At 60.7% G+C, this 24253-nt stretch carries 15 protein-coding genes; 7 read left to right on the top strand and 8 right to left on the bottom strand.

The features are described from left to right. Positions 1 to 222 precede the first annotated feature (222 nt). From KGA89_RS10265 to KGA89_RS10240, 6 genes are all read left to right on the top strand, one after another. Positions 223 to 2514 (top strand): EAL domain-containing protein, encoded by a 2292-nt coding sequence (locus KGA89_RS10265; RefSeq protein WP_039013839.1) that lies wholly within the window; start codon positions 223 to 225, stop codon positions 2512 to 2514. Next, positions 2511 to 4385 (top strand): putative bifunctional diguanylate cyclase/phosphodiesterase, encoded by a 1875-nt coding sequence (locus KGA89_RS10260; protein ID WP_060614112.1) that lies wholly within the window; start codon positions 2511 to 2513, stop codon positions 4383 to 4385. The genes KGA89_RS10265 and KGA89_RS10260 overlap by 4 nt, the downstream gene beginning before the upstream one ends. 42 nt (positions 4386 to 4427) lie before the next feature. Further along, positions 4428 to 5387, top strand: coding sequence for a cytochrome-c peroxidase (locus KGA89_RS10255; RefSeq protein WP_223471463.1), 960 nt, complete (start codon positions 4428 to 4430; stop codon positions 5385 to 5387). Continuing rightward, the gene (locus KGA89_RS10250; RefSeq protein ID WP_223471462.1) at positions 5384 to 7186 is read left to right on the top strand and encodes a DAHL domain-containing protein; all 1803 of its coding nucleotides are present in this window, start codon (positions 5384 to 5386) and stop codon (positions 7184 to 7186) included. Before KGA89_RS10255 ends, KGA89_RS10250 begins: the two co-directional genes overlap by 4 nt. Next, positions 7183 to 8589: an ATP-binding protein gene (locus KGA89_RS10245; RefSeq protein WP_223471461.1), complete on the top strand. Its 1407-nt coding sequence runs from the start codon at positions 7183 to 7185 to the stop codon at positions 8587 to 8589. Before KGA89_RS10250 ends, KGA89_RS10245 begins: the two co-directional genes overlap by 4 nt. Before the next feature lie 219 nt (positions 8590 to 8808). Then, positions 8809 to 10428: an FMN-binding glutamate synthase family protein gene (locus KGA89_RS10240; RefSeq protein ID WP_223471460.1), complete on the top strand. Its 1620-nt coding sequence runs from the start codon at positions 8809 to 8811 to the stop codon at positions 10426 to 10428. Between the two features lie 475 nt (positions 10429 to 10903). Here the strand turns inward: KGA89_RS10240 and KGA89_RS10235 are convergent, their stop codons facing one another. Then, entirely contained in the window at positions 10904 to 12325 is a 1422-nt protein-coding gene (locus KGA89_RS10235) for an amino acid permease (RefSeq protein ID WP_223471459.1), read from the bottom strand. Positions 12326 to 12940: 615 nt separating this feature from the next. Between KGA89_RS10235 and KGA89_RS10230 the strand changes: the two genes are divergently transcribed. Next, positions 12941 to 16048, top strand: a complete 3108-nt coding sequence (locus tag KGA89_RS10230) for a transglycosylase domain-containing protein (RefSeq protein ID WP_223471458.1) — start codon at positions 12941 to 12943, stop codon at positions 16046 to 16048. Positions 16049 to 16069: 21 nt separating this feature from the next. On the opposite strand, the gene KGA89_RS10225 is transcribed toward KGA89_RS10230, so the two are convergent. The 7 genes from KGA89_RS10225 to KGA89_RS10195 all read right to left on the bottom strand — a co-directional run bounded on the left by KGA89_RS10225 (position 16070) and on the right by KGA89_RS10195 (position 24012). After that, the gene (locus KGA89_RS10225; RefSeq protein WP_027911397.1) at positions 16070 to 16558 is read right to left on the bottom strand and encodes a CS1 type fimbrial major subunit; all 489 of its coding nucleotides are present in this window, start codon (positions 16556 to 16558) and stop codon (positions 16070 to 16072) included. Positions 16559 to 16844: 286 nt separating this feature from the next. Beyond that, complete coding sequence (locus tag KGA89_RS10220; protein ID WP_003205202.1) at positions 16845 to 17327, bottom strand: CS1 type fimbrial major subunit; 483 nt, start codon at positions 17325 to 17327, stop codon at positions 16845 to 16847. A gap of 44 nt (positions 17328 to 17371) precedes the next feature. Beyond that, positions 17372 to 18115 (bottom strand): pilus assembly protein, encoded by a 744-nt coding sequence (locus tag KGA89_RS10215; protein ID WP_038859429.1) that lies wholly within the window; start codon positions 18113 to 18115, stop codon positions 17372 to 17374. 60 nt (positions 18116 to 18175) lie between these two features. Further along, positions 18176 to 19408, bottom strand: a complete 1233-nt coding sequence (locus tag KGA89_RS10210; protein ID WP_013694143.1) for a hypothetical protein — start codon at positions 19406 to 19408, stop codon at positions 18176 to 18178. A 62-nt stretch (positions 19409 to 19470) separates the two neighbouring features. Then, the gene (locus KGA89_RS10205) at positions 19471 to 20718 is read right to left on the bottom strand and encodes a hypothetical protein (RefSeq protein ID WP_223471457.1); all 1248 of its coding nucleotides are present in this window, start codon (positions 20716 to 20718) and stop codon (positions 19471 to 19473) included. Positions 20719 to 20868: 150 nt separating this feature from the next. Next, a complete protein-coding gene (locus tag KGA89_RS10200) occupies positions 20869 to 23400 on the bottom strand; it encodes a CS1-pili formation C-terminal domain-containing protein (protein ID WP_223471456.1) in 2532 nt (843 codons plus the stop codon). A gap of 126 nt (positions 23401 to 23526) precedes the next feature. Next, positions 23527 to 24012, bottom strand: coding sequence for a CS1 type fimbrial major subunit (locus tag KGA89_RS10195; RefSeq protein ID WP_003205213.1), 486 nt, complete (start codon positions 24010 to 24012; stop codon positions 23527 to 23529). Positions 24013 to 24253: the final 241 nt, after the last annotated feature.

The following is a 24253-nucleotide window of genomic DNA, read 5'->3' as shown; positions in this document are numbered from 1 at the left end:
ACCCCCTCCTATTCACGACAACCGTTCTACCTTACCCCCGAAATACAGGCTAGTAGATTGCGAATATTTAGACACATTTGCCATCACTGACCGAGCGTATCCCGATGAGGCGACTATGCTGTACCCCATGAAGGGCCAAGTACAGGCCGAATACTCATGCCAGCGAAAGGGATATCAGATGTTTCCAGGGTTCTATAGTCAGCATCAAAACGGTGCACGGCCATGAGCCTGCCGTTGGATAAAACCAATCGGCGAATCCTGATCGTCGACGACACGCCGACTATCCATGAGGATTTCCGCAAGATCCTCAGCCCCGAGGCGAACACCCAGGACAGCCTGAGCAGCGCCGAACAAGCCCTGTTCGGCTCGCCTGTGGCGGTTTCCTGCATGAGTTTCGTGCTCGATTCGGCATTCCAGGGCATGGAAGCCCTGAACAAGGTCGAAACGGCGCTGGCCCAGGGGCAACCCTTCGCCATGGCGTTCATCGACATGCGCATGCCGCCGGGCTGGGACGGCCTGGAAACCATCGAACGGCTGTGGCGCGCCGATCCCAAGCTGCAGGTGGCCCTGTGCACCGCTTACTCGGATTATTCCTGGGAAGACATCGCCGATCGCCTTGAACTGGGCGATCGCCTGCTCATCCTGAAAAAACCCTTCGACGCCATCGAGATCCGCCAGATGGCCAGCACCTTGACCGTCAAATGGCAGATGACCGAAGACGCGGCGCTGAAAATGGACATGCTCGAGCGCGCGGTCGAGGAACGCACTCGCGAACTGGCCGACGCCAACATCATCGTGCAGAACAGCCCGACCATTCTCTATCGCCTGCGGGGCGAGCCGCCGTTCGCATTGATGTACATCTCCCACAACATCACCAAGTTCGGCCATTCCGCAGCGCAACTGACCAATTCTCCGGACTGGGCGCAAACCCTGATCCACCCCGACGACCAGGAGAAGGTCCATGAGGCCATGGTCCGTGTCCTGGACCGCGACACCGCAGGCGCGTCCATCGAGTTCCGCATGCGCACCGGCGACGACACGTACCGCTGGGTAGAAAACCGCTACATCCCGGTGCGCAACGAGCAAGGCCTGTTGCTGGAAATAGAAGGCATCATCCTCGACATTACCGAGCGCAAGCTGGCCGAAGAGAAAATCGCCCTGCTGGCCCGCACCGACGGCCTGACCGGACTGGCCAACCGCGCCACCATGATCGAGCGCCTGCACCAGGCCTTCGCCGCCGCTCGTCGGGGTGCGGCGCCGTTTGCGATGTTCTACCTGGACCTGGACCACTTCAAACGGATCAACGACACCCTGGGTCACCCCATCGGCGACCTGTTGTTGCAGGAAGTTGCCAAGCGGATCAAGGGCTGCACCCGGGAAAACGACGTGGTGGCACGCCTGGGGGGCGACGAGTTCGCCATCCTGCAACTGGACGTCCATGAAGCGACCCATTGCGCCGCGCTGGCGGGCAAGATCCGCGATACGCTCGTGGCGCCCTATTCCCTGGACGGCAACGACGTGCGGATCTCGGTGAGCATCGGCATCGCCCTGTACACCCCGCAGAGCCTGAGTGCCGACAGCCTGATGGCGCAGTCCGACATGGCCCTGTACCGCTCCAAGGAAAAGGGCCGCAACCAGTACCATTTCCATAACGAGGAAATTAACCAGGAAGTCACCGACCGGGTCGCCCTCGCCAACGACCTGCGCCAAGCCATTGAAAACAACGAACTGCACCTGCACTACCTGCCGGAAGTCGACCTCGGCAGCGGCAAGATCCTCGGCATGGGCGTGCAAGTACGCTGGAACCATCCCCAACGTGGCTGGCTGGAACCGGCGGTCTTCATGCCCGCCGCCGAGAAAACCGGGATCATCATTGGCCTGGGGCACTGGGTGCTGGACCAGGCCTGCCAACAAATGCGCCAGTGGCGCGACCAGGGCATGGCGCCCCCGGTGATCGCCATCGACCTGTCCCTGACCCAGCTCAAGACCGGGCCGGAACTGATCTACGACGTGCTGCGCACCACCGCGCGCTGGGAACTGGCGCCCTGGGACCTGCGCTTCGACGTCACCGAAGCCACCCTGGCCCAGACCAAGTGGACCCACAACGACGTGCTGCCGCGCCTCTGCGAATTGGGCGTGCAGATCGCCATCGATGATTTCGGCACCGAGTACTCCTCGTTCGATTACCTCAAGACCTACCGGGTCAATCACCTCAAGCTTGCCCAGCGTTTCCTCGACAGCGCCAACGCCGACCCCGAAAACGCCACGACGTTGCGGGCGATCATCAACTTCGCCCGGGACGTGGGCATCGGGATCATTGCCGAGGGCGTCGAGACTCAGGAGCAACGCACCACGCTGATGTCCAGCGGCGGGGAGATGCAGGCCCAAGGGCATTACTTCAGCACCGTGGTCGACAGCGACCAGGCCGCCGAACTGCTCAAGGCCGGCACCATCGTTCCGGCGACAGACCACTGGACCCGACCGGCGAGCCAGCTATCGGAGAGCAATCCATGAATCCAATGTCGGTACCTGCCAACCGGCGAATCCTGGTGGTGGACGACACGCCCGCGATCCACCAGGACTTTCGCAAGATCCTCAGCCCCAGCGCCGGCAGCGATGACTCACTGGACGACACCGAGAGCCTGCTGTTCGGCACCCCGCAGGTCAGCCGGCTGCAATTCCAGATCGACTCGGCCTACCAGGGCGAGGAGGCGCTGGAACTGGTCAAGCGCGCCCAGGCCGAAGGCCAGCCCTATGCGCTGGTGTTCGCCGACATGCGCATGCCACCGGGCTGGGACGGCCTGCAAACCATCGAGGCGCTGTGGGAGGCCGACCCGCGCCTGCAAATCGCCCTGTGCACGGCGTTCTCGGACTACTCCTGGGAAACCATGTCCGAACGGATCGAGTTCGACGATCAGTTGCTGATCCTCAAAAAACCCTTCGACACCCTGGAAATCCGCCAGATGGCCAGCGCCATGACCTGGAAATGGCAGTTGGCCCAGGATGCGGCAAGAAAAATGCGCAGCCTGGAACGCACGATCGAAGAGCGCGTCCAGGAATTGCTCAAGGTGTCCCACCTGCTGCAATACGACGTGCTCACCGAGTTGCCCAACAGCATGTTGCTCGGCGACCGCCTGACCCAGGCCATGGCCCAGTGCCGCCGGCACGACCGGCAACTGGCGGTGATGTTCATCGGCCTGGACCGCTTCAAGCGCATCAATAACGCGCTGGGCCATCCCGTGGGCGATGAAATGCTCAAGCGAGTGGCCCGGGCACTGGCGACCGTGGTGCGTGAATCCGATTCGGTGTTTCGCTACGGTTCCGATGAGTTCGTGGTGGTACTGGGAGATGTCGTCGACCCGCAACAGACCAAAGGCGTGGCCGACAAACTGCTGGCGGCCATCAGTTCCCCGCAACCCATCGACGGCCATGACCTGAGCGTCACCGCGAGCCTGGGCATCAGCGTGTACCCCACCGACGGTTTCGACGCCGTGGCGCTGATCAAGAAAGCCGAGACAGCGATGCGCAACGTCAAGGAAACCGGCCCCAACGACTACCGGTTTTTCACCGAAGACATGAACCGCCGGGCCCGACAGCAACAGACCATCGAATCCGGCCTGCGCCTGGGCCTGCAACGCAAGGAATTCGTGCTGCATTACCAACCCAAGCTCGACCTCAAGAGCGGCAAGGTGGTCGGTGTCGAGGCGCTGGTGCGCTGGGACAGACCGGATCATGGCCTGGTCTATCCCTCGGATTTCATTCCAGTGGCCGAGGACAGCGGCCTGATCGTTCCGCTGAGCCAATGGGTGCTGCAGGAAGCCTGCCAGCAGGCCTGCCGCTGGCAAGCCCAGGGCATGCGCCCGCTGTACCTGTCGGTGAACATCTCGGCCATCGATTTTCGCCAGCGCGGCTTCGTCGAAGGCATCGCCCGCACCCTCAAGGAAACCGGCCTGGCTCCGACACAGTTGGAACTGGAGATCACCGAAAGCGTCCTGATGCAGAACGTCGATACCACGGTCGCCATCCTCAAGGCCATCAAGCAGCTGGGGATTCGCCTGGCCATCGACGACTTCGGCACCGGCTATTCGAGCCTGAGCTACCTGCAGAAATTTCCGGTGGATGTGTTGAAGATCGACCAGTCGTTCGTCGGTGACCTGAGCATCGACAGCAACGACGCCAAGCTGGTGAGCACCATCATCAGCCTGGGCAAGAGCCTGAACCTGCACATCATTGCCGAAGGTGTGGAAACCCTCGAGCAGTTGGAATTTCTCAAGAAGCACCAATGCGAGGAGGTCCAGGGTTATTACTTCAGCAAGGCCGTCGAACCGCAGGCCTTCGCCGACTGGATGACCGAGTGGGAAAAACGCCAGAACCCGTTTTCGTGAACACCTGAGTGTTATCAACCAAAGTTTCAAGGAAAGCATCCCATGGCGTCACATGGACTGATTCTGGCTCTCGGCCTGCTCGTGGGATCAAGCGTGACCGCTCACGCCGAGCCACTGGACGAACCCCTCAAACCCCTGCCACCGGCTCCGGCCCTGGACCCCAAGCACGTCCAACTGGGGCTGCGGCTGTTCAATGACCCGCGGCTGTCGGTCAACAACACCCTGTCCTGCGCCAGTTGCCATCGCCTGGACAGAGGCGGCGCCGACGACAAGCCGTTTTCCTTAGGCTTCGATGGCAAGCCGGTGGAGGTCAACACGCCCACCGTGTTCAATGCCGGCCTGAACTTCCACCAGTTCTGGGATGGCCGCGTCGACACGTTGGAAGAACAGGTCAACGCGGTCGTGACCAGCCCGGTGGAAATGGGCAGCACCTGGGAAGCCGTGGTCAAGCGCATCGCCGATGACCCCGGCTATGCCAAGGACTTCAAGGACGCGTACCCCGATGGCGTGACCAAGCCCAATATCCAGGGCGCACTGGCTGATTACGAGCGCACCTTGCAGACGCCCAATTCGCGCTTCGACCAATACCTGCTGGGCAATACCGACATCCTCACGCCCCGGGAAAAGTTCGGTTACCAGCGCTTCAAGGAGTACGGCTGCATCGCCTGCCACCAAGGCGTGAACATCGGCGGCAACATGTTCCAGAAGTTCGGGGTCATGGGCGACTACATCAAGGACCGGGGCAATCCCACCCGAGCCGACGAAGGACGCTACAACATTACCGGCGACGAAGCCGACCGCCAGGTCTTCAAGGTGCCCAGCCTGCGCAATGTGGCCGTCACCGCCCCGTATTTCCATGACGCGTCGGCACCGACCCTGGAACGCGCGGTGGAGGTCATGTTCAAGTACCAATTGGGTCGCGAGCCTCTGAAAAACGATACGACCCTGATCGTCGAATTCCTCAAGACCCTGACCGGTGAATCGGAAGGCAAGCCTCTATGACCACTCTCCGTCGCCTCGGTCTTGCGTTCATCGGCCTGTTACTGGCTTCGGTCCTGCTGTTCATGTACGTCAATTCGGGGGCCCAGCAGGCCGCCTCGTACATTGAGTCCCGGGATCTGATCCGCCTGCTCAAGCAGCAAGACGCCATTTGGGACAACGAGGTGCTCAAGTCGCGGATCGCCCTGACCCACAACTACGACCCCCTGGTCTCGCCCCTGCACGAAATGTCGCGCCTATGGCAGCGTCTGGACGCCATCGAATCGGAGCCCGGGCGCCACAAACCGTCGCTCTGGGAAGCCCAGCGCGACGAGTACCTCAAGGCGATCAAGGAAAAAACCCGGCTGGTGGAACAGTTCAAGTCCCACAACGCGGTGCTGCGCAACTCCATGGCCTTCCTGCCCGCCGCCGAAGACGACATCCAGTCCCAATTCGCCCGGCTGGCTGACACCGAGCGGCTGCAGCTGCAAAACGTCGCCATCGACACCTATGACCTGTTGCTCAGCAGCATGGAGTTCGCCCAGCTCAGCACCCCCGAGGTAGCTGCCGACGTGCTGCTGGGACTGAACCGGCTGGACGTCAACAAGGAGCGCATGCCCCAGGGGCTTCAAGGCCCCGTTGACATCCTGAGCAGGCACATCGCGCTGATCCTGCGCGAACAACCGCGGGTCAATGAGCTGTTGGAGGCCATTGAAGCGATTCCCGTGGCCAGGCACCTGGACACCATTACCGACCTGTTGGAGAAAGACCAGGGCAAAGCCGCGGCCAAATACGAACGTAACCACATCTACCTGCTGGTATTCGCCACGTTCCTGGTATTGATATTGATCTGGCTGGCGATCCGGCTGGTACGCAGCTTCGCCGAGATCAAACGGGTCAACAACGCCCTGCAAAGCGCCAACGATGAACTGGAACAGCGGGTTGAAGAACGGACCCGTCAGCTCAAGGACACCCAGAGCGAATTGATGGACACCGCTCGCCAGGCCGGCATGGCGGAAATCGCCACCAACGTGCTGCACAACGTCGGTAACGTGCTCAATAGCGTGAACATCTCCGCCGACCTGGTCAGCCGCAAACTGCGCAGCAGCAAGGCCCAGGGGCTGGGCAAGGCGATGCAACTGATCAACGAACACGCCGATGACCTCGGGCACTTTCTCACCGAAGACGCCAAAGGCAAGCTGCTGCCCGGTTACCTCAACCAACTGGTCGAGGCCATCGCGCTAGAGCAACAGGGCCTGACCGACGAACTGGCCCAGTTGAGCAAAAGCGTGGACCACATCAAGGACATCGTCTCCACGCAGCAATCCTATGCCGGGGCCAACAGCCTGCTGGAACCCTTGGTAGTCAGCGAGCTGCTTGAAGATGCCCTGCGCATGAACTCGGGCGCCCTGACCCGTCACCATGTTACGGTGATCAAGGAATACGGCGAAGTGCCGCGGATCATGGGTGACAAGCACCGCTTGCTGTTGATCCTGATCAACCTGATCAGTAATGCCAAATACGCCATGGCGGGGGTTTCCAATCATGCGCGTAACATGACCCTGAAGGCTGCCGTCGTCGATGGCCAGACCCTGCAAATCAGCGTCAAGGACGAAGGCGAAGGTATCCCGGAGGAAAACATGACGCGCATCTTCGCCCACGGTTTTACTACGCGTAAGGACGGCCACGGCTTTGGCCTGCACAGCTGCGCATTGGCGGCCATTGAAATGGAAGGCCGCCTCACCGCCCACAGTGAGGGGCCAGGCAGGGGGGCGACGTTCCAACTGCAACTGCCCCTGAAACTTGCAGAAGGTGAGCCATGAATAGCATGAGTAACCGCCGCATCCTGTTGATCGACGATACACCCGCCATTCATGAAGATTTCCGCAAGATCCTCACGCCGGAGGATGACAGCAACGCTGACTTGCTGGACATGGAAAGCGCGCTGTTCGGCGATGCACCAAAACCTACCGCCACGGTGTTCGAACTCGACTCGGCCTATGGCGGGCAGGAAGGCCTGAACAAGTTGCTGGAGGCATCGGCAAAAGGGCGTCCTTACGCCCTGGCCTTTGTCGACATGCGCATGCCCGAAGGCTGGGATGGCGCCAAGACCATCGAAGAACTCTGGAAACGCGATCCGTTGCTGCAAGTGGTGGTCTGCACCGCGTATTCGGATTATTCCTGGGATGAACTGCTCGATCGCCTGAACGGCCACGACCGTTTGCTGATCCTGAAAAAGCCGTTCGACAACATCGAAGTCCAACAGATGGCCAACACCCTGACCACCAAATGGGAGATGACCTCCCGTGCGCAACTGAAAATGAACAAGCTCGAAGACCTGGTGGAACAACGCACCCAGGCGTTCAAACAGGCCAGCGAGCTGCTGCAAATGGAAATCGACGAACGCAAGATGTTGGAAACCCAACTGGTGCAATCGGAAAAACTCGCCTCGCTGGGCCAGTTGGCGGCTGGGGTGGCCCACGAAATCAACAACCCGATCGGCTTCATTTCTTCTAACCTGGGGGCATTGGACGGCTACTTCGGCAAACTCCAGGAAATGCTCAGCGCCTACGGCAGCGCCGAGGGGGCCATCGCCTCGCCGGAGCTGGTGGTGCAATTGCGCAAGCTGCGCGAACAGGTGGAGCTGGACTTTCTCGTCGAGGACATCCCGTTGCTGATCAAGGAGTCCAAGGATGGCATCGGCCGCGTCGGACAAATCGTCAAGGACCTGAAGGACTTCTCTCGCGTCGATTCCAGCCAGGAATGGCAGATGGCCAATTTGCAGCAGGGCATGGATTCGACGTTGAACATCGTCGCCAATGAAATCAAGTACAAGGCCGACGTGGTCAAGGAGTACACGCCGTTGCCGGAGGTGGAATGCCTGCCGTCGCAGATCAACCAGGTGATCATGAACCTGATCGTCAACGCCGCCCAGGCCATCGGCCCCGAGCGCGGCACCATCACCCTGCGCAACGGCGTCGGTGATGAAACCGTATGGATCGAAGTCGCCGACAACGGCTCGGGCATCCCCCCCGATACCCTGCAGAAAATCTTCGACCCGTTCTTCACCACCAAACCCATCGGCCAGGGCACAGGGCTCGGGCTGTCGTTGTCCTACGGCATCGTGAAAAAACACAACGGCGAGATCACGGTACGCAGCGAAGTCGGCGTCGGCACCACCTTCCGCGTGGAATTGCCGGTGCGGCAGATGAAGCAAGCGAGCTGAGCCCCCCGGCAGTTCAAATTGTCTCTGATCGTTCCCACGCTCTGCGTGGGAACGCATCCAGTGACGCTCTGCGTCACATTTCAGAATCGGAACGCAGAGCGTCCCTGGCAACATTCCCACGCAGAGCGTGGGAACGATCGAAACACCAACCCCGCGCCCTCGCCACAGGTCGCATTCCAAGCTAATGTCTCGCCAATCGCTCCCTCCCAAGGAAACCGTATGAGCCTGTCTCTGCTGAGTCGCTACGCCTTCTTTGCCGGCTGTGTCATCTTCACCCTCGCCAGCCTGCCGTTCCTGCAACACGACTGGCTTTGGCCGATCGCGCTGGTGACCGGGCTGTTGAGCCTGCTGGGGGTGTTCGACCTGTTGCAAAGCCGCCACGCCGTACGGCGCAACTACCCGATCCTGGGCAACATCCGCTACCTGGTCGAAGGCATCCGCCCGGAGATCCGCCAGTACCTGCTTGAATCCGACAGCGATGCCCTGCCCTTCTCCCGGGCCCAACGCTCGCTGGTGTATTCCCGGGCCAAGAACGAAAGCGCCGACAAGCCGTTCGGCACCTTGATCGACGTCTACCAGACCGGCTTCGAATTCATCGGCCATTCCATGCGCCCGGCCCCGCTGAGCGATCCCAGCGGTTTTCGCGTGGCGGTCGGCGGCCCGCAATGCACCCAGCCGTACTCGGCGTCGGTGTTCAACATCTCGGCCATGAGCTTCGGTTCCCTGAGCGCCAACGCCATCCGGGCGTTGAACCAGGGGGCCAAGCTCGGCAATTTCGCCCACGACACCGGTGAAGGCAGCATCAGCCCCTACCACCGCGAACACGGCGGCGACCTGACCTGGGAACTGGGCAGCGGCTATTTCGGCTGTCGCACCCCCGACGGACGCTTCGACCCGGAACGCTTCGCCGCCCAGGCGCAGAACCCGCAGGTACGGATGATTGAAATCAAGATGAGCCAGGGCGCCAAACCCGGCCATGGCGGGATCTTGCCCAAGCACAAGGTCACCCGGGAAATCGCCGAGACCCGGGGCATCCTTATGGGCGAGGATTGTGTTTCGCCGTCACGTCACAGCGCGTTTTCCACGCCGATCGAACTGATGCAGTTCGTCCAGCAACTGCGCGAACTGTCCGGCGGCAAACCGGTGGGCTTCAAGTTCTGCCTGGGTCACCCGTGGGAGTTCATGGGTATCGCCAAGGCCATGCTGGAAACCGGGATCCTGCCCGACTTCATCGTGGTCGACGGCAAGGAAGGCGGCACGGGCGCGGCGCCAGTGGAATTCACCGACCACATCGGTGTGCCATTGCGCGAGGGCCTTTTGTTCGTGCACAACACCCTGGTGGGCCTGAACCTGCGGGACAAGATCAAGCTCGGCGCCAGCGGCAAGATCGTCAGCGCCTTCGACATCGCCAGCGTCCTGGCCATCGGTGCCGACTGGGCCAACGCCGCGCGTGGCTTCATGTTCGCCATCGGCTGCATCCAGTCGCAAAGCTGCCACACCAACAAATGCCCGACTGGCGTCGCCACCCAGGACACCCTGCGCCAGCGCGCTCTGGTCGTCCCGGATAAAGCCCAACGGGTCTACAACTTCCACCGCAACACCCTCAAGGCCCTGGCCGAAATGCTCGCCGCCGCCGGGCTTGAGCATCCGTCGCAATTGCAGCCCAAACATCTGGTACGGCGTATGTCGGCGACTGAGATCAAGTTGTTCTCTCAGTTGCATGTGTTTCTCAAGCCAGGGGAATTGCTGACGGGTGAGGTCAATGGAGCGTTTTATTCGCGGATGTGGCAGATGGCGCGGGCGGACAGTTTTGAGCCGCAGGAAATAGCAGCGGCATAAACACCGGATATTTATGGGTACACACAAGCCCTTGTGGCGAGGGAGCTTGCCCCCTCACCACGGGGTTATCACTCCCTGAAGAACATCGCATCACCGGCTCTTGTTCCAGATATACGACCCACCTGTAAGTTCTGACAGTAGACACCAACTTCCTCACGATTAACCATCCACCCCGATGGTTCATTCGTCACGGAAGGTGCTGACGTTTACCCGTCGCGATCTGGTTGGTTTTGCTTCGCTTTCCGCGGCCTTGGGTTCGTCTGGATTTGTCCGTATGTCGGTGGTCGGGCAGTCCTCACCGAGCATATCGAAGGTCTGACACTATGGACCGGACTCGCCTGGCCTCGGCGGCTTTGCTCGCTGAAGGACACCATGCACCATAGCTCGGATGGGATTTCGACGGACGGTTAGGTTCATTCCTACGAAAAAGCCCCAGTCATTCCGACCGGGGCTCTTGTTTGACAGCACTATCAGGTTACGAAGCTGAACGCACCGAACCCTGTACATCGCCCGTCGGCTGCAACTTGAAGGTATAAAACAGCCCCGTCAGCAGCACCAGGAACGCAGGGCCGACATACAGCGCCACGCGGGTGTCCGGGAAATAAGCCATCAGGCCCACCACCAGCACCAGGAAGGCCAGCGCCAGGTACGAGCTGACCGGGTACAGCCACATGCGGTATTTCAGGGCCGCACACTCTGAAGCGCTGAGGCTTTTGCGGAACTTGAGCTGGGCCAGCAGGATCATCACCCAGGTCCAGATCGCGCCGAAGGTGGCAATCGACGTCACCCAGACGAAGACTTTCTCCGGCACCAGGTAGTTGAGCAGCACGCCCAACAGCAATGCGGCGATGGACAGCAACAATGCGCGGCGCGGTACGCCGTTGGCCGAGGTCTTGGCGAAACCGGCCGGGGCCTGGCCGTTCTGCGCCAGGCTGTAGAGCATCCTCCCGGTGCTGAAGATCCCGCCGTTGCAGGACGACAGTGCGGCGGTGATCACCACGAAATTGATGATGCCGGCGGCGGTCTTGATGCCCAGGCGCTCGAAGGTCATCACGAACGGGCTGCCCTGGGTGCCGATCTCGTTCCACGGGTAGATCGACAGGATCACGAACAGCGCGCCGACGTAGAACAGCAGGATTCGCCAGAACACCGAGCCGATGGCGTTGGGAATGGTTTTCTGCGGGTTCTTCGCCTCACCGGCGGTCAGGCCGATCATCTCCACGCCCAGATACGCGAACATGACCATTTGCAGGGACATCAACACGCCGGACACGCCGTTGGGCATGAAGCCGCCGTGGGCCCAGAGGTTGGAAATGCCCAGGGCCACGCCGTCGTTGCCGACCCCGAAGGCGATGATGCCGACGCCGCCGATGACCATGGCGATGATGGTGACGATCTTGATCAGGGCGAACCAGAATTCGAACTCACCGAAGGCCTTGACCGCGATCAGGTTGATCGACCCCATGCTGACCAGCGCCGCCAGGGCCCAGATCCAGCGGGGCACATCAGGGAACCAGATGCCCATGTACACCGCTACCGCGGTGATTTCCGCCACGCAGGTCACCAGCCACAGGAACCAGTAGTTCCAACCGGTCAGGAAGCCTGCCAGCGGGCCGAGGTAGTCCTGGGCATAGCGGCTGAACGAACCGGCCACGGGGTTATGCACGGCCATTTCGCCAAGGGCGCGCATGATCACCAGGATCGCCAGGCCGCCAATGATGTAGGACAGCATGATCGCCGGACCGGCCATTTCAATGGCCTTGGCCGAACCGAGGAACAGCCCGACACCGATGCAGGCGCCGAGCGCCATCAGGCGGATATGCCGCTCACCGAGTTCACGTTTGAGCGGACCACCCTGGGTGGTCTCGCCATGGGGCAGATGATTGCCGACAGGCATAGGGATACAACCTCGTCTTGTTATTGGATTAGCCACCGAGTGTCCAAAGCCACAGGCCGGTGAGCCTGCCGCCTTGCCGAAACCGGGTCTGTCTTGTGGGCAGACCGTCCTGTGGAACGACAACCTCAGGATCAGCGGGCCATGCAGTATAAAAAGCCAGGGATAGAGAGTTTCACTGTAAAACCTGGGAAATTCAGGGATAAGCCTGCGTCGGAAGTGGCTTTTGGAGAGGCGTTGTCTGGGATTTCAGGTCATACGGAAACGGCGCCGAGTATTGCACAGCATTGGTGCAGCGTCATGTTTTGGCATGGGTAGATGGCTCTAGCGCAGGGCTTTCGGACAACTCCCCGTTTCGCAGCGCCCGCAGTTTTTGATCGTTCCCACGCTCCTGCGTGGGAATGTCGCCAGGGACGCTCCGCGTTCCGGTTCTGGAAGGTGACGCAGAGCGTCACGGGATGCATTCCCACGCAGAGCGTGGGGAACGATCACACCGACAGAGCGGCACCACTGGAGCCTCCTGACAGACGAGGGCAGACAATTTCCCCTCCCCCCACGCCAACCACCGTCTAAGCTTCAAGCAAGTCCGATCAATCTGCGTGAATGGATCAGTCGACTATGGGCGCTTTGTGGCAAACCGATTCGAATGAACCTGTGGTCCCGACTGAACGTATGGAAGAAGCGCCTTTACCTCAAAAAAAACGCCGCGCACGACACGGCTGGCGGGCATTCTGGTTACTGCTGCTGATTATCGTGGTGGTGGTCGGCCTGGCGGTGGCCAAGGAAATGCGCACCTCGCGATTTCAGGCCCGGGAGATCAGCAAATACGCTGCGTCCCTGAGCTATGCGGTGCAGCCGGGGCGCAGCGATGCCATCGTTTACCCGGGTGCAGGCCCGTTCGACCGGCGCTTGGGCTACAGCGCGCTGGGGGAATTCCTGCCGCGCCTGCTCAAGCGCGACTACGTGATCCAGGCCCAGGCGCAGTTCTCGCCGGCCTTGATGGGCTACGTCGAGAAAGGTCTGTTCGTGCCCTATTCGGAAAAGATCCAGGCCGGCCTGACTATCACCGACTGCCGCGCCGCACCGGTCTATCAGTTCAAGTACCCGCAGCAACTGTATGCGAACTTCGAAGCGATCCCGCCCGTGGTGGTGCAGAGCCTGTTGTTTATCGAAAACCGCTTCCTGCTCGACCCCAAGCAACCTTTGGCCAACCCAGCGGTAGACTGGCCACGCTTCGGCATGGCGGCCTGGTCGCAGGTCGCCAAGCTGTTGAGCCTGCCGGGACAATCCGCTGGGGGCAGCACGCTGGCGACACAATTGGAGAAGTACCGTCACTCGCCTGAGGGCCTGACCGTGTCCGGCGCGGAGAAAATCCGCCAGATGATTTCCGCCAGCGTGCGGGCTTATCAGGCCGGTCCGCAAACCCTCGAGGCGCGGCAGCGGATCATTCGCGACTACCTCAACAGCGTGCCGCTCTCCGCCGTGCCCGGGCATGGTGAAGTCCATGGCATGGCTGAAGGCTTGCGGGTCTGGTACGGCGCCGATTTCAAGCGGGCCAATGAACAGCTGTTCAGTACCGCCACCGACCCCAAGAGCCTGGCGGAAAAAGGCTTGGCCCTGCGGGAAATGCTGTCGTTGATGATCGCCCAGCGCCGCCCCTCCCATTACCTGTCCAAGGGTCGCGATGAACTGGCGCGCCTGACCGACAGCCACATCCGGCTGTTGGCGCAGAACGGCGTGATCGATGCGGCACTGTCCGAGGCAGCCCTGGCGAGCCAGGTCGGTTATCGCGACTGGGTACAGGACCCGACCGTCCAGCCCAACGAAACCAACAAAGGCATCAGCGCCGCCCGCAGTCGCCTCGCAGCCCTGCTCAATCGTCCGCTGTACGACCTCGATCGCCTCGACCTCTCCGCCACCAGCACCTTGCAAAGCGACTTGCAGGCCCAGGCCACCGACTACCTCAAGCGCTTGGCCGACCCGGCCTTCGCGACCGAGATCGGCCTGATGGGCGAACGCCTGCTGACCCCCACCAGCACCACCCAGGTGCGCTACAGCTTCACCCTGCTGGAACTGACCCCCGACGGCTCGCGCGTGCGGGTGCAGACCGACAGCACCGACCAGCCCTTCGACATCAACGAAGGCAGCAAGCTGGAACTGGGCTCCACCGCCAAGTTGCGGGTGCTCACCACGTATCTGCAGATCATCGCCGAGCTGCACGAGCGCTATGCCCAGCAAACCCCGGCGGCATTGAAGAAAGTCGACATCGCCGAGCCGGACCGCCTCTCCCGCTGGGCCGTGGACTACCTGACCCAGAACACCGACCGCAGCCTGCCGAAAATGCTTGAAGCCGCGCTGGACCGCACCTATTCAGCCAGCCCCGGAGAAGCGTTCTTTACCGGTGGCGGGCTGCACACCTTCCACAACTTCCGTAACGAGGACAATGGCCGCATCCCCACGCTGCGCGACGCCCTGCGTGAATCGATCAACCTGCCTTTCATCCGCCTGATGCGCGACCTGGTGCGTTACGCCACCTATGCCGGCCCCAATAACAGTTCCGAACTGCTCAAGGACGACAAGGACCCGCGCCGCCAGGAATACCTGGCCCAGTTCGCAGACCGCGAAGGCACCTCGTTCCTGCTCAGGTTCTGGAAGAAGTATCAGAAAAAGGACACCGGCCAACGCCTGGAAACCTTCCTCGACGGCATGCGCCCTACGGCGATCCGCCTGGCCGCCGTGCACCGTTATTTCTTTCCCAACGACAGCCAGGAGAGCTTCAACCGCTTCGTGCGCGCGCACTTGAAGTCGGCCAAGGGAGCCGAAAAACTCACCGACGAACGCCTGGAACGGCTCTACCAGAGCTACGGCCCCGGCGCCTATGACCTGCCGGACCAAGGCTTCATCGCCAAGGTCCACCCGCTGGACCTGTGGTTGATGGGTTACCTGCTGAACAACCCCGACGCCAAGTTCAGCCAGATCGTCAAGGCCAGTGAGTTCGAGCGCCAGGAAGTCTACAGCTGGCTGTTCAAGAGCCGGCACAAGAGCGCCCGCGACAGTCGCATCCGCACCATGCTGGAGATCGAAGCCTTCCTGGATATCCATCAGCGCTGGCAACAAGTCGGCTACCCTTTCGACCATCTGGTACCGTCGCTGGCCACCGCCATCGGCAGCTCCGGCGACCGCCCCGCCGCGCTGGCGGAACTGGTGGGCACTATCCTCAACGATGGCATCCGCAAGCCCGCGCTGCGCGTCGACAGCCTGGATTTTGCTGTCGGTACGCCTTACGAGACACGGCTGGTGAGCAATCCGGATAACGGCAAGCGCGTGATGCCGGCGGAAGTGGCCCAGGCCTTGCGCGGTGCGCTGTCCCAGGTGGTGGATGCCGGCACCGCGAAACGCGTGGCCGGCAGTTTCAAACTGGCCGATGGCACACCGTTGGCCATGGGCGGCAAGACCGGTACCGGTGACAACCGCATCGAAGCCGTCGGCTCCGGCGGGCGAGTGATCAGTTCCAAGTCGATCAACCGCACCGCCACCTTCGTCTTCTACATCGGCGAAAGCCATTTCGGCACCCTGACCGCCTTCGTGCCAGGCGCCTCGGCGCAGAACTTCAAGTTCACCTCGGCCTTGCCAGTGCAGGTGCTCAAGGGCATGGCGCCGTTCCTCTCGCCCTACTTGCAACCGGGCAGTCACACCCAGTGCAAACCATTGGTGGCGCGGCAATGAGTCACGGCGTGGTGTGGTGCGTTAGAGGGTAACCCGAGGGACCGCGTCGAAGATCACGGTCAAGTCGGCGGTGTACAGACCTTGCTGACCGTCGTAGACCCTGTCCGAGGCCATGATGTGCATGTCCGCCTGGGTGCCTGGCGTGGACGTTGCGTCATCCACCACTTCCTGGGACACACCGGTCAGGCGGATATTGTTGAACCTGACAAGCAGGGGAATGGCGTCACTGCCGTTGGTCAACCACGCCCGGCCGCCCTCGAGATAGGCGTGGACCGAGCCATCGGTGTGCTTCACATCGAAGGTCTGGCGCAGCGGGCTCAGTTGGCTGTTCACCGGGTCGAAATGCATGACCTCATCCTTACCGAAGTCCGGATTGCGCGGCTGCACATGGAACTGCTTGTTGGGAATGTTCGCGGTGATATGGATGGCGGTGCGTGCATCATCAGCCGCCAGCACCAGTGAAGGACTCAGGATTGCAAGGGTCGTCATGAACATCACTTTTCTAAACATGCTTGATACCTTTTCAGAGTAATGAAACGAAGTGGAGACCACCTTGTGGCGAGGGCGCTTACTCCCGCCGGGTTCCAACCCACACCTTTTGATCGTTCCCACGCTCTGCGTGGGAACGCATCCCGTGACGCTCTGCGTCACCTTCCAGAAGCGGAACGCGGAGCGTCCCTGGCGACATTCCCACGCAGGAGCGTGGGAACGATCGAGATCAAAAGATCGCAGGCTTCGCCAGCTCCTACAGAACCGAGACGCTCGTAGCCCGTATTCCAACCCACACCTTTGTTTCTCACGGCGCAATGGCATCGAACACCATGTGCACCGTGCCGTAGTAATCGCCGGGCTTGTATTCGTCGGCGGGTTTGATGGCGGCGATTTCCAGCGGCACCTGGCGTCCGGGCCGGGCCTCGATGGCTGACACCACGTGATTCGAATCCAGGGTCAACTCGACGTTGTTGAACCGTACCCGCAGGTCGATGCGCTCACGACCGTTGGATAGGTACGCCTCTTCGGCCAGGCGCGCGCCGATAGCACCGTTGCTGTTCTTCACCTCATAGGTCGCCCGCAACGGGCTGAGCTCGTTGGTGATGGTGCTGAAGGGCAAGCGTTGTTCACGCTGGACCAACTGCGGATCGAGGGGCAGCACATAGAAATCCAGCGTCGGGATGGTCACGTAGAGTTCGAAGGTTTCCCGTTCGACCGCGCCCCAGGCCGGGCTCCAGGGCAACATCAGAGCGGTCAATGCGAGGGGACTTAGCAGTGTCTTGAACATTTTGATTACCTGTGGCGTCAACGACGGTTCGGCGACGGCAACCGTCAACCCTTGATCTCGACGGTCTTGCTCTGGCCGCCCTCGATCAGCGTGAAGCGATATTCACGCCCCGCCTCCTTGTCGAACGAAAACGCGCGACCGGCCATGACGTGGTGTTTGGTGGTCGGCCGGCAGTCGTTTTCTTTCTTCACCGCACAATCCTTGAACTCATCGAGCACCAGGACGCTGTTGCCGTTGTTGCGCATAACGTAGCGACTGGCGCTGTCATCGATCACCGTCTCGAAACGGGTGTCCTTGGGACGCACAAAGAACACCGTGCCGTAGCCCGCCAGGACCTTGACCCCCGCCGCCACGCGTTCTTTCTTGTACTCTTCGCGCTCCTGCGCACTGACGGCAAATTCGTCCTCCGCTTCCGGCACCACCGGCACGAAACGCACCCGGAAGTAACGCTCCTTGTCACGGTTGCCCATGAACAGCAAGCGTGTGCCCTGCATGCCGTTGGCCGGCACGATCAGCCGCGCCGGGCTGGCCATCAGGCCGTCCTTGGCCATGGCACTGGCCTGGTTCTGCAGCGGCACTTCCTGATAGGTGCCGTCCTCGTTGTAGATGATTTCCAGAATGTTGACCTTGACGAATGCCGTGGACGTCCCGCCGTTGAACACCCGTTTCATGTAGGTGCTTTTGTCGCCGTCCAGATAGTCGTAGACCACCCCGACACCAATTTGCGGCCCGGCCTGGGCCATGCCACAAAACAGATAAAACCCAATCCATGCCCATAGATGCTTCATCACTTTTTCAACCTCATGCATTAAACGTAATTCACTGAATATGGCTGGCCCTAAGGGCTCTCAGACTTCCGAATCCCAGATCACCGTGACGTTGCCGGCATAGGCCTTGGCGCCGCTGTCGAGCATCTCTTCGACGCTGGTGCGGGCTACTTCAAAATGCAGAGTGCCCGGCCGGCGATCGATGTAAAAACCCGGCTGGAACAGCTCGGTGCCACTGCCGTCACGCAGCAATCGGCGGCGGTTGATCGATTGCCCGGCGGCGTCGGTCAACCCGTCGGGCAGGGTCACGCTGACGTCCACCGGCACGGCATGACCGGTGCCGGTTTCGGCAATCGCGCAGGTGTTGCCGCTGGTGTGCTGGCATTCGATGGCCATCTTGAAACGTGACGAGGCCGAGATATGGAAACGTTGGTCGCGAAACAGCTGCGCCGGTTTTCGTCCGCTGTTCAGCCAGGCTTGCCAGCCTTGCGGAGGCACCAGTTCCACGAGGTTTCCGCCAGGGGGCACTTCGACCTGGAGGGTGTGCTCGATATCGAGTTTGAAATTGAGGGTGATCACCGAGTCACTGGGGAGCATGACGTCGCCCATGTCGAAGTCTTGTCCCGGCCCAACGCCATAGCTCACTGAACCGGTGTATTGGCCGGACGACATCCTCAATGGGTTGGGGGTGCGCAGTTCGTAGGCGAAATCCAAGTGGCGGTAGGACATGCTGGGGATCAAGTAGCTGGCCCTTTTGGCACACACCCCCTCGGTCGGTGTCTTCCAGAAAAAGTTATAGATCCACTCGTTCATGGTCGCAAAATTACTGGATCGACAGGGCGAAGGCGCATACCTCCAGCTGGAACCGCTCCATAACCTGGTATGAGCGGTTGAGAGATCCACACCGCCGCCCACCAGGCTGATTACGCTGACAGGAAGTTGGTAACGCGAACCTATGCCGGAGATGCGAACTTGAACAATTTCAGTTTCGCCCGTACCCGTATGGGTCACCTGTGCCAGACGCCAAGTGGCCGGTACATCGAACATTGCCCCTTGCCGGGAATCCCCATGATTGGCCTGAATGGGACCGGTGGAGTCGAAGACAATGGGCAGCTGGATGCTGAACATTTTTTCCGCATCGCATACCGCCGGATACAGTGCGCAATAACCCGAGACCGGGGTGGTATTGAGAAAGGTGTTTTGGTTGGGCTTCGAGGGATCGGGCCTGAAGATCGCGCTGATATCCTTGCTCACGGCATCAGCCGTCGATGCACACGTCAACACCACCACCGATACCATGCCTTGCACTGCCATTGGTAACTGCTTCATCTCTACCTCACCCTCAAATCGGCCCGGACCGCCCAAGCCACTCCTTTTTAAACTTCCGAATCCCAGATAACGGTGACGTTGCCGGTGTAGGCCTTGGCGCCGCTGTCGAGCATCTCTTCGACGCTGGTGCGGGCCACTTCAAAGTGCAGGGTGCCCGGCCGGCGATCGACATAGAAACCTGGCTGGAACAGTTCGGTGCCGCTGCCGTCACGCAGTAACCGGCGGCGGTTGACCGGTTGCCCGGCGGCGTCGGTCAAGCCATCGGGCAAGCTGACGCTGACATCCACCGGCACGGCATGACCGGTGCCGGCTTCGGAGATCGCGCAGGTATTGCCACTGATGATTTGGCATTCGAGCGCCATCTTGAAACGTGAGGAAGCGGAGATATGGAAGCGCTGGTCACGAAACAACCGCGTTGGTTTGCGGCCGCTGTTCAGCCAGGATTGCCAGCCTTCCTGGGGGACCAGTTCCACGCGGTTGCCGCCGGGGGGGACTTCCACCTGGAGGGTGTGTTGGACTTCAAGATTGAAATTGAGCGTGAGCGCCGAATCGTTGGGGAGCATGACATCGCCCATGTCAATGTCCTGCCCCGGCCCGACGCTATAAGTCAGCGACCCGGTGTATTGGCCGGACGACATTTTCAGTGGGTTGGGGGTGCGCAGTTCGTAGGCAAAGTCCAGATAGCGGTAAGAAAAGCCAGGGATCAAATAATTGGCCCCTTTTGCACATACCCCCTCTACCGGGGTTTTCCAGAAGAAGGTGTAGTCGGTATTGGTATACAACCCTATACCGCTGTATCTACAAGGCGATGGGGCATATACCCAACTAAGGCCGTTCCATAATCGTTGATGGGCGATCAAGAGCGACACGCCGCCACCTACCAAGTCGATGACGTTACCAGAGAGTCGGTATGTCGAACCTATACCGGACCAGCGCACTTCAACGACCTCGGTTTCACCCGTCACTGAATGGGTCACCTGTGTCGTGCGCCAAGTAGTAGGGAGTTTAAACATCGCGCCCTGTCGAGCATCCCCATGGTTGGCTTGAATAGGACTGGTCGAACTGAAGATAAAGGGCAACCGAATGCTGAACATCTTTGTTGCCCTGCATTCCGACGGATATTGTGCGCAGTAACCGCTAACAGGCGTGGTATTGAGAAAGGTATTTTCGTTGGGTTTCGATGAGTCAGGCCTGAACAGTGCGCTAATGTCCTGGGTCAAGGCATTGGCCATAGGCACACACGCAAACAACAACACCGAGACCACGTTGCGCACTGCAACCGATAAGGGTTTCATTTATACAACCTCATACATCAAGACAAATCATTGCAAATAGGTGGTGAGCAACTCACCTGTGGGAGCAAGGCTTGCCCGCGATGCAGGCGCCCGGGTCTTCAGGTGAACGGCGTTATCGTTCATCGCGAGCAAGCTTTGCTCCCACGGTTCTCATGAGCGCTGCTTCGTCCCGGCCTCGGCCAGCGTCGTATCGGCCAGGGTGTCCGGCGTGCAGCGCAAGTCACCGATCATCAGCACATCGCCTTCGCGGCCGGCGTTGTCCGGGTCGAGGCGGAACCGGCAGAACAACTCATTGCCGTAGCGCACTTCCAGGGTGGGCGAGCCGGCATTCATTTCCATGGAGAAGAACCCGTCCACCTCGCTGATGCCGCGACTGGCGTGGTTGATCACGTGATGGCCCCGAAGCGGCTGGCCCTGCCCGTCGAGCAAACGCCCGAGCACGGTCACGGTTTTCATCACGTGGATCTTGCGGTAGTCCACCCCACCCTTGTTCAGGTGATAACGGGTGCGCGAAGGCTCGATGTTCGCCGCCGGCGGATGCACGCCGTCGAAGTCGAAGGTCACCATGCTGTTTTTGTAGGCGGTGATAGGGACGAAGTTACGGCCCGGACGCAACGCCGTGCTGCCACCGGTCAAGTCATCGGCGCGCAGGGCGACATCGTCCAGGTCGGTTTCCACATCGACGATCATGCCCGCGCCGCGCCCCTGGGGCAGGCCGGTGAAGGCGGCTTTCTGGTCGCCCACGGCCACGGTGCTGCTCAGGTTCAGGCCGCCGGTGAGGTTGTCGTTATAGGATGAGCGCTGGACGAAACCGTCGCCGTAAAGCGAATCGGTCATGAAACTGGCGATGCCGGACAGGCCCACGCCATAGGTGTCGGCCAGCGCCGTGGCGGAGACGCTTTGCAACACGTGATCTTCCAGGTCCCGGCGATAGGTCAGCGAGGCATTGTGGTCGCGATCGCCGTCCCGCGAGGTGCGGGTGCCGATGCTGCCCGACCAGTACTCGCCCGGCCCGCCCAGGGCGACGCTGACGCTCAGGTCGACGCCGCGATTGCGCCGGTCGGCGGTACTTGAGGTGCCGGGGCGGTCGAACACCGACAGCCGCCAGTTGGCATCGCTGCCGCGCAACTTGCCGCGCTGGGTCCAGCCCAGGTCCAGGCCGGTGCCCTGGACATTGCCTTCGCTGTAGGCCAGCCGTCCGTTGACGGAGGTCTTGTTGCTCAAGCGATGGTTGACCGACAGCGACGAGTTGCTGGTATGGCCGACGAACACGTTGCGCTGGCGGATACGAGTGCCGTCCGCAAGGGTTTCATAGGTGTTGCGGGTGTCCAGCCAACTGCGGTTGTGGCTGGCCACCACGCTGCCATGGCCATAGCTGTACAAGCCTTGCACGTCCATGCCGGTGCCGTACTGCTGGGTCTGATAGACGTTGGCGTACAGGCTGGTGTTGGTCGCCAGCGTCCAATCCACCGAGGTGCCCACTTGCAGTTTGTCCTGCACCTGGCGCGTGGAGGCGCCCAGGATCACCCGCGGATGCAGCAGGTAGTTGAAGCCGACGCCCGCTGTCGTGAACCCCGAGGGCTGGTCTTCCCAGTTGCTCCAGAGCCTGGTCTCGCGCCCGGCGAACAGGTTGTAGCGCCAGCGGTCCTCCGCGTCGCTCCAGTTATTGGGCTTGTAGACCAGCTCCTGGCTGGTGGCGGTGGTTTGCCCGTCCTCGATCAGCCGCACTTCCACTTCATAGATACCGCCGGGCAAGGGCCGGGTGTCCAGGCTCTGCAAGCCGGCGCTGACCGCCTGAGTGTTGATCAGCAGCCCGCTGCGGTAAATCTCCACCGACGCCTGGCGGCTGGCGGTGACATAAATGGGGTAGACGCTGGGTTTGGGATTTTCGATCGCCAGGCTGTCGGAGCTGCCGTACATCACCCCCAACGCGGTGTCCGGGTTGGCGCCGAACGAACGGATCTGCCGATTCAAACCATCGGAGCTGGGCGTGAAATAGCCCAGGCGGAAAAAAGTCCCCTCCATTTCTCGTTGGGTATGGAGCTCATGGACAGCGCGGTACAGCTTGTCGTCCGGCCCGCCAAGACGCGAAAGCTGAAGGTCCAGCGACTGGCTCCAGTTGCCCACGCTGGAACTGGCATTGAGGCCATAACGCCCGCCCGTGTCCTGCTCCTGGCCACCGTTGATGTTCAGTTGGTTGTTGAAGATCAGGCCGAGGCTGCCGCCTTCCGGTTGATCGTAATAGCGCTTGGCTTCGGTGCCTCGCTCGACATCCCGGGTCAGTATCGACACCAATGAATTTTCAAGGCTGTAGTGCACGGCCAGCAGCCCTGACGGACAGCTGCCTTCACAGGCGCCCAGTACTTGTCCTTGCTTGAGATGCTGCGCCCATTGGTCGCGCTCGACAGCTTTTATCGTGCTGTCGTGCGTGTCGGTGAATTCGAGCAGGGTTATACGATCGTCCCGCGACAAGACCACCATGGCTTCGCCGAGGTACTGTTGATTGAGTTCAATACGAACCGCCAGAGGCACATCGAAGAAGTGCGATTCAAACTCCGCCGGCAGGCCCTTGGCCTGGGACAACAGGCTTCTCGGTGTCGTACCGGGGGCAGTCGGCGCGGCCCATGCATTCGCGCACAACAATAGCGCGAGCGCACCCGCGATGGGTGTCATCGGAAACATCAACGGATTCTCATAATCTGCGAGCGATCAAGGCGTTTCAGGTGCTGGCCGCCCGGCTGGGGAGCGCCGGACGGCCTGCGGCGATGCCCGTGCAGTGAGCTGGAACTCACCGGGCATCGAACAGGATCACGGGCGCGGCACGGCGTCGAAGATCACGGTCATGTCGGCGGTGTACAGACCGTTCTGGGTATCCAGAGGCTTGGCCGCGACAATGGTCATGTCAGCCTGGGTGCCTGGAGTGGACGTCGCATCATCCACCACTTCCTGAGCGATGGCGGTCAGGGTGACGCCATTGAAGTTGGTGGTCAGGGCAATGGAGTCACTGCCGTTGTACAGCGCCGCCGGGCCACCCTCGATGTAGGCATGGACCGAACCTTCGGTGTTCTTCACGTCGAAGGTCTGGCGCAGCGAAGTCAGGGTGCCACTGACCGTGTTGTAGCTCATGATTTCATCCTTACCGAAGTTCGGGTCACGTGGCTGCACGTGGAACTGCTGGGTCGGGATGTTCGCGGTGATGTGGATAGCGGAGCGTGCATCATCGAGCGCGAATACCTGCGAAGCGCCCAAGGCAGCGGCAGTCAGGGAAGCAGCGGTTACGAATTGTTTGAGCATGTTGTTAACACCTGTTCTTGGCATAAAGAGAAAGGTTGAAGTGGCAGTTCAACAACAACTTGATCTGCTCCTCCAACGCTGGGGCATGATCGGCTCTTTGCAATTAAAAAAAAGCAGGCAGATTCCCACAAGCGTGTAGTAAAACCGGCACACGAATGGGCGAAAAATACCCGATTCTTTATAAAATTTAAGTTTGTATGTCAGAAACGGCCCACACGCCCAGCAGTATCGCCGCGCCCTT

The organism is Pseudomonas sp. A-RE-22 (genome assembly GCF_019956035.1).
In the GTDB taxonomy this organism is placed as follows: Bacteria; Pseudomonadota; Gammaproteobacteria; order Pseudomonadales; family Pseudomonadaceae; genus Aquipseudomonas; species Aquipseudomonas brassicacearum.
This window is presented reverse-complemented; position numbering and strand designations above follow the sequence as displayed.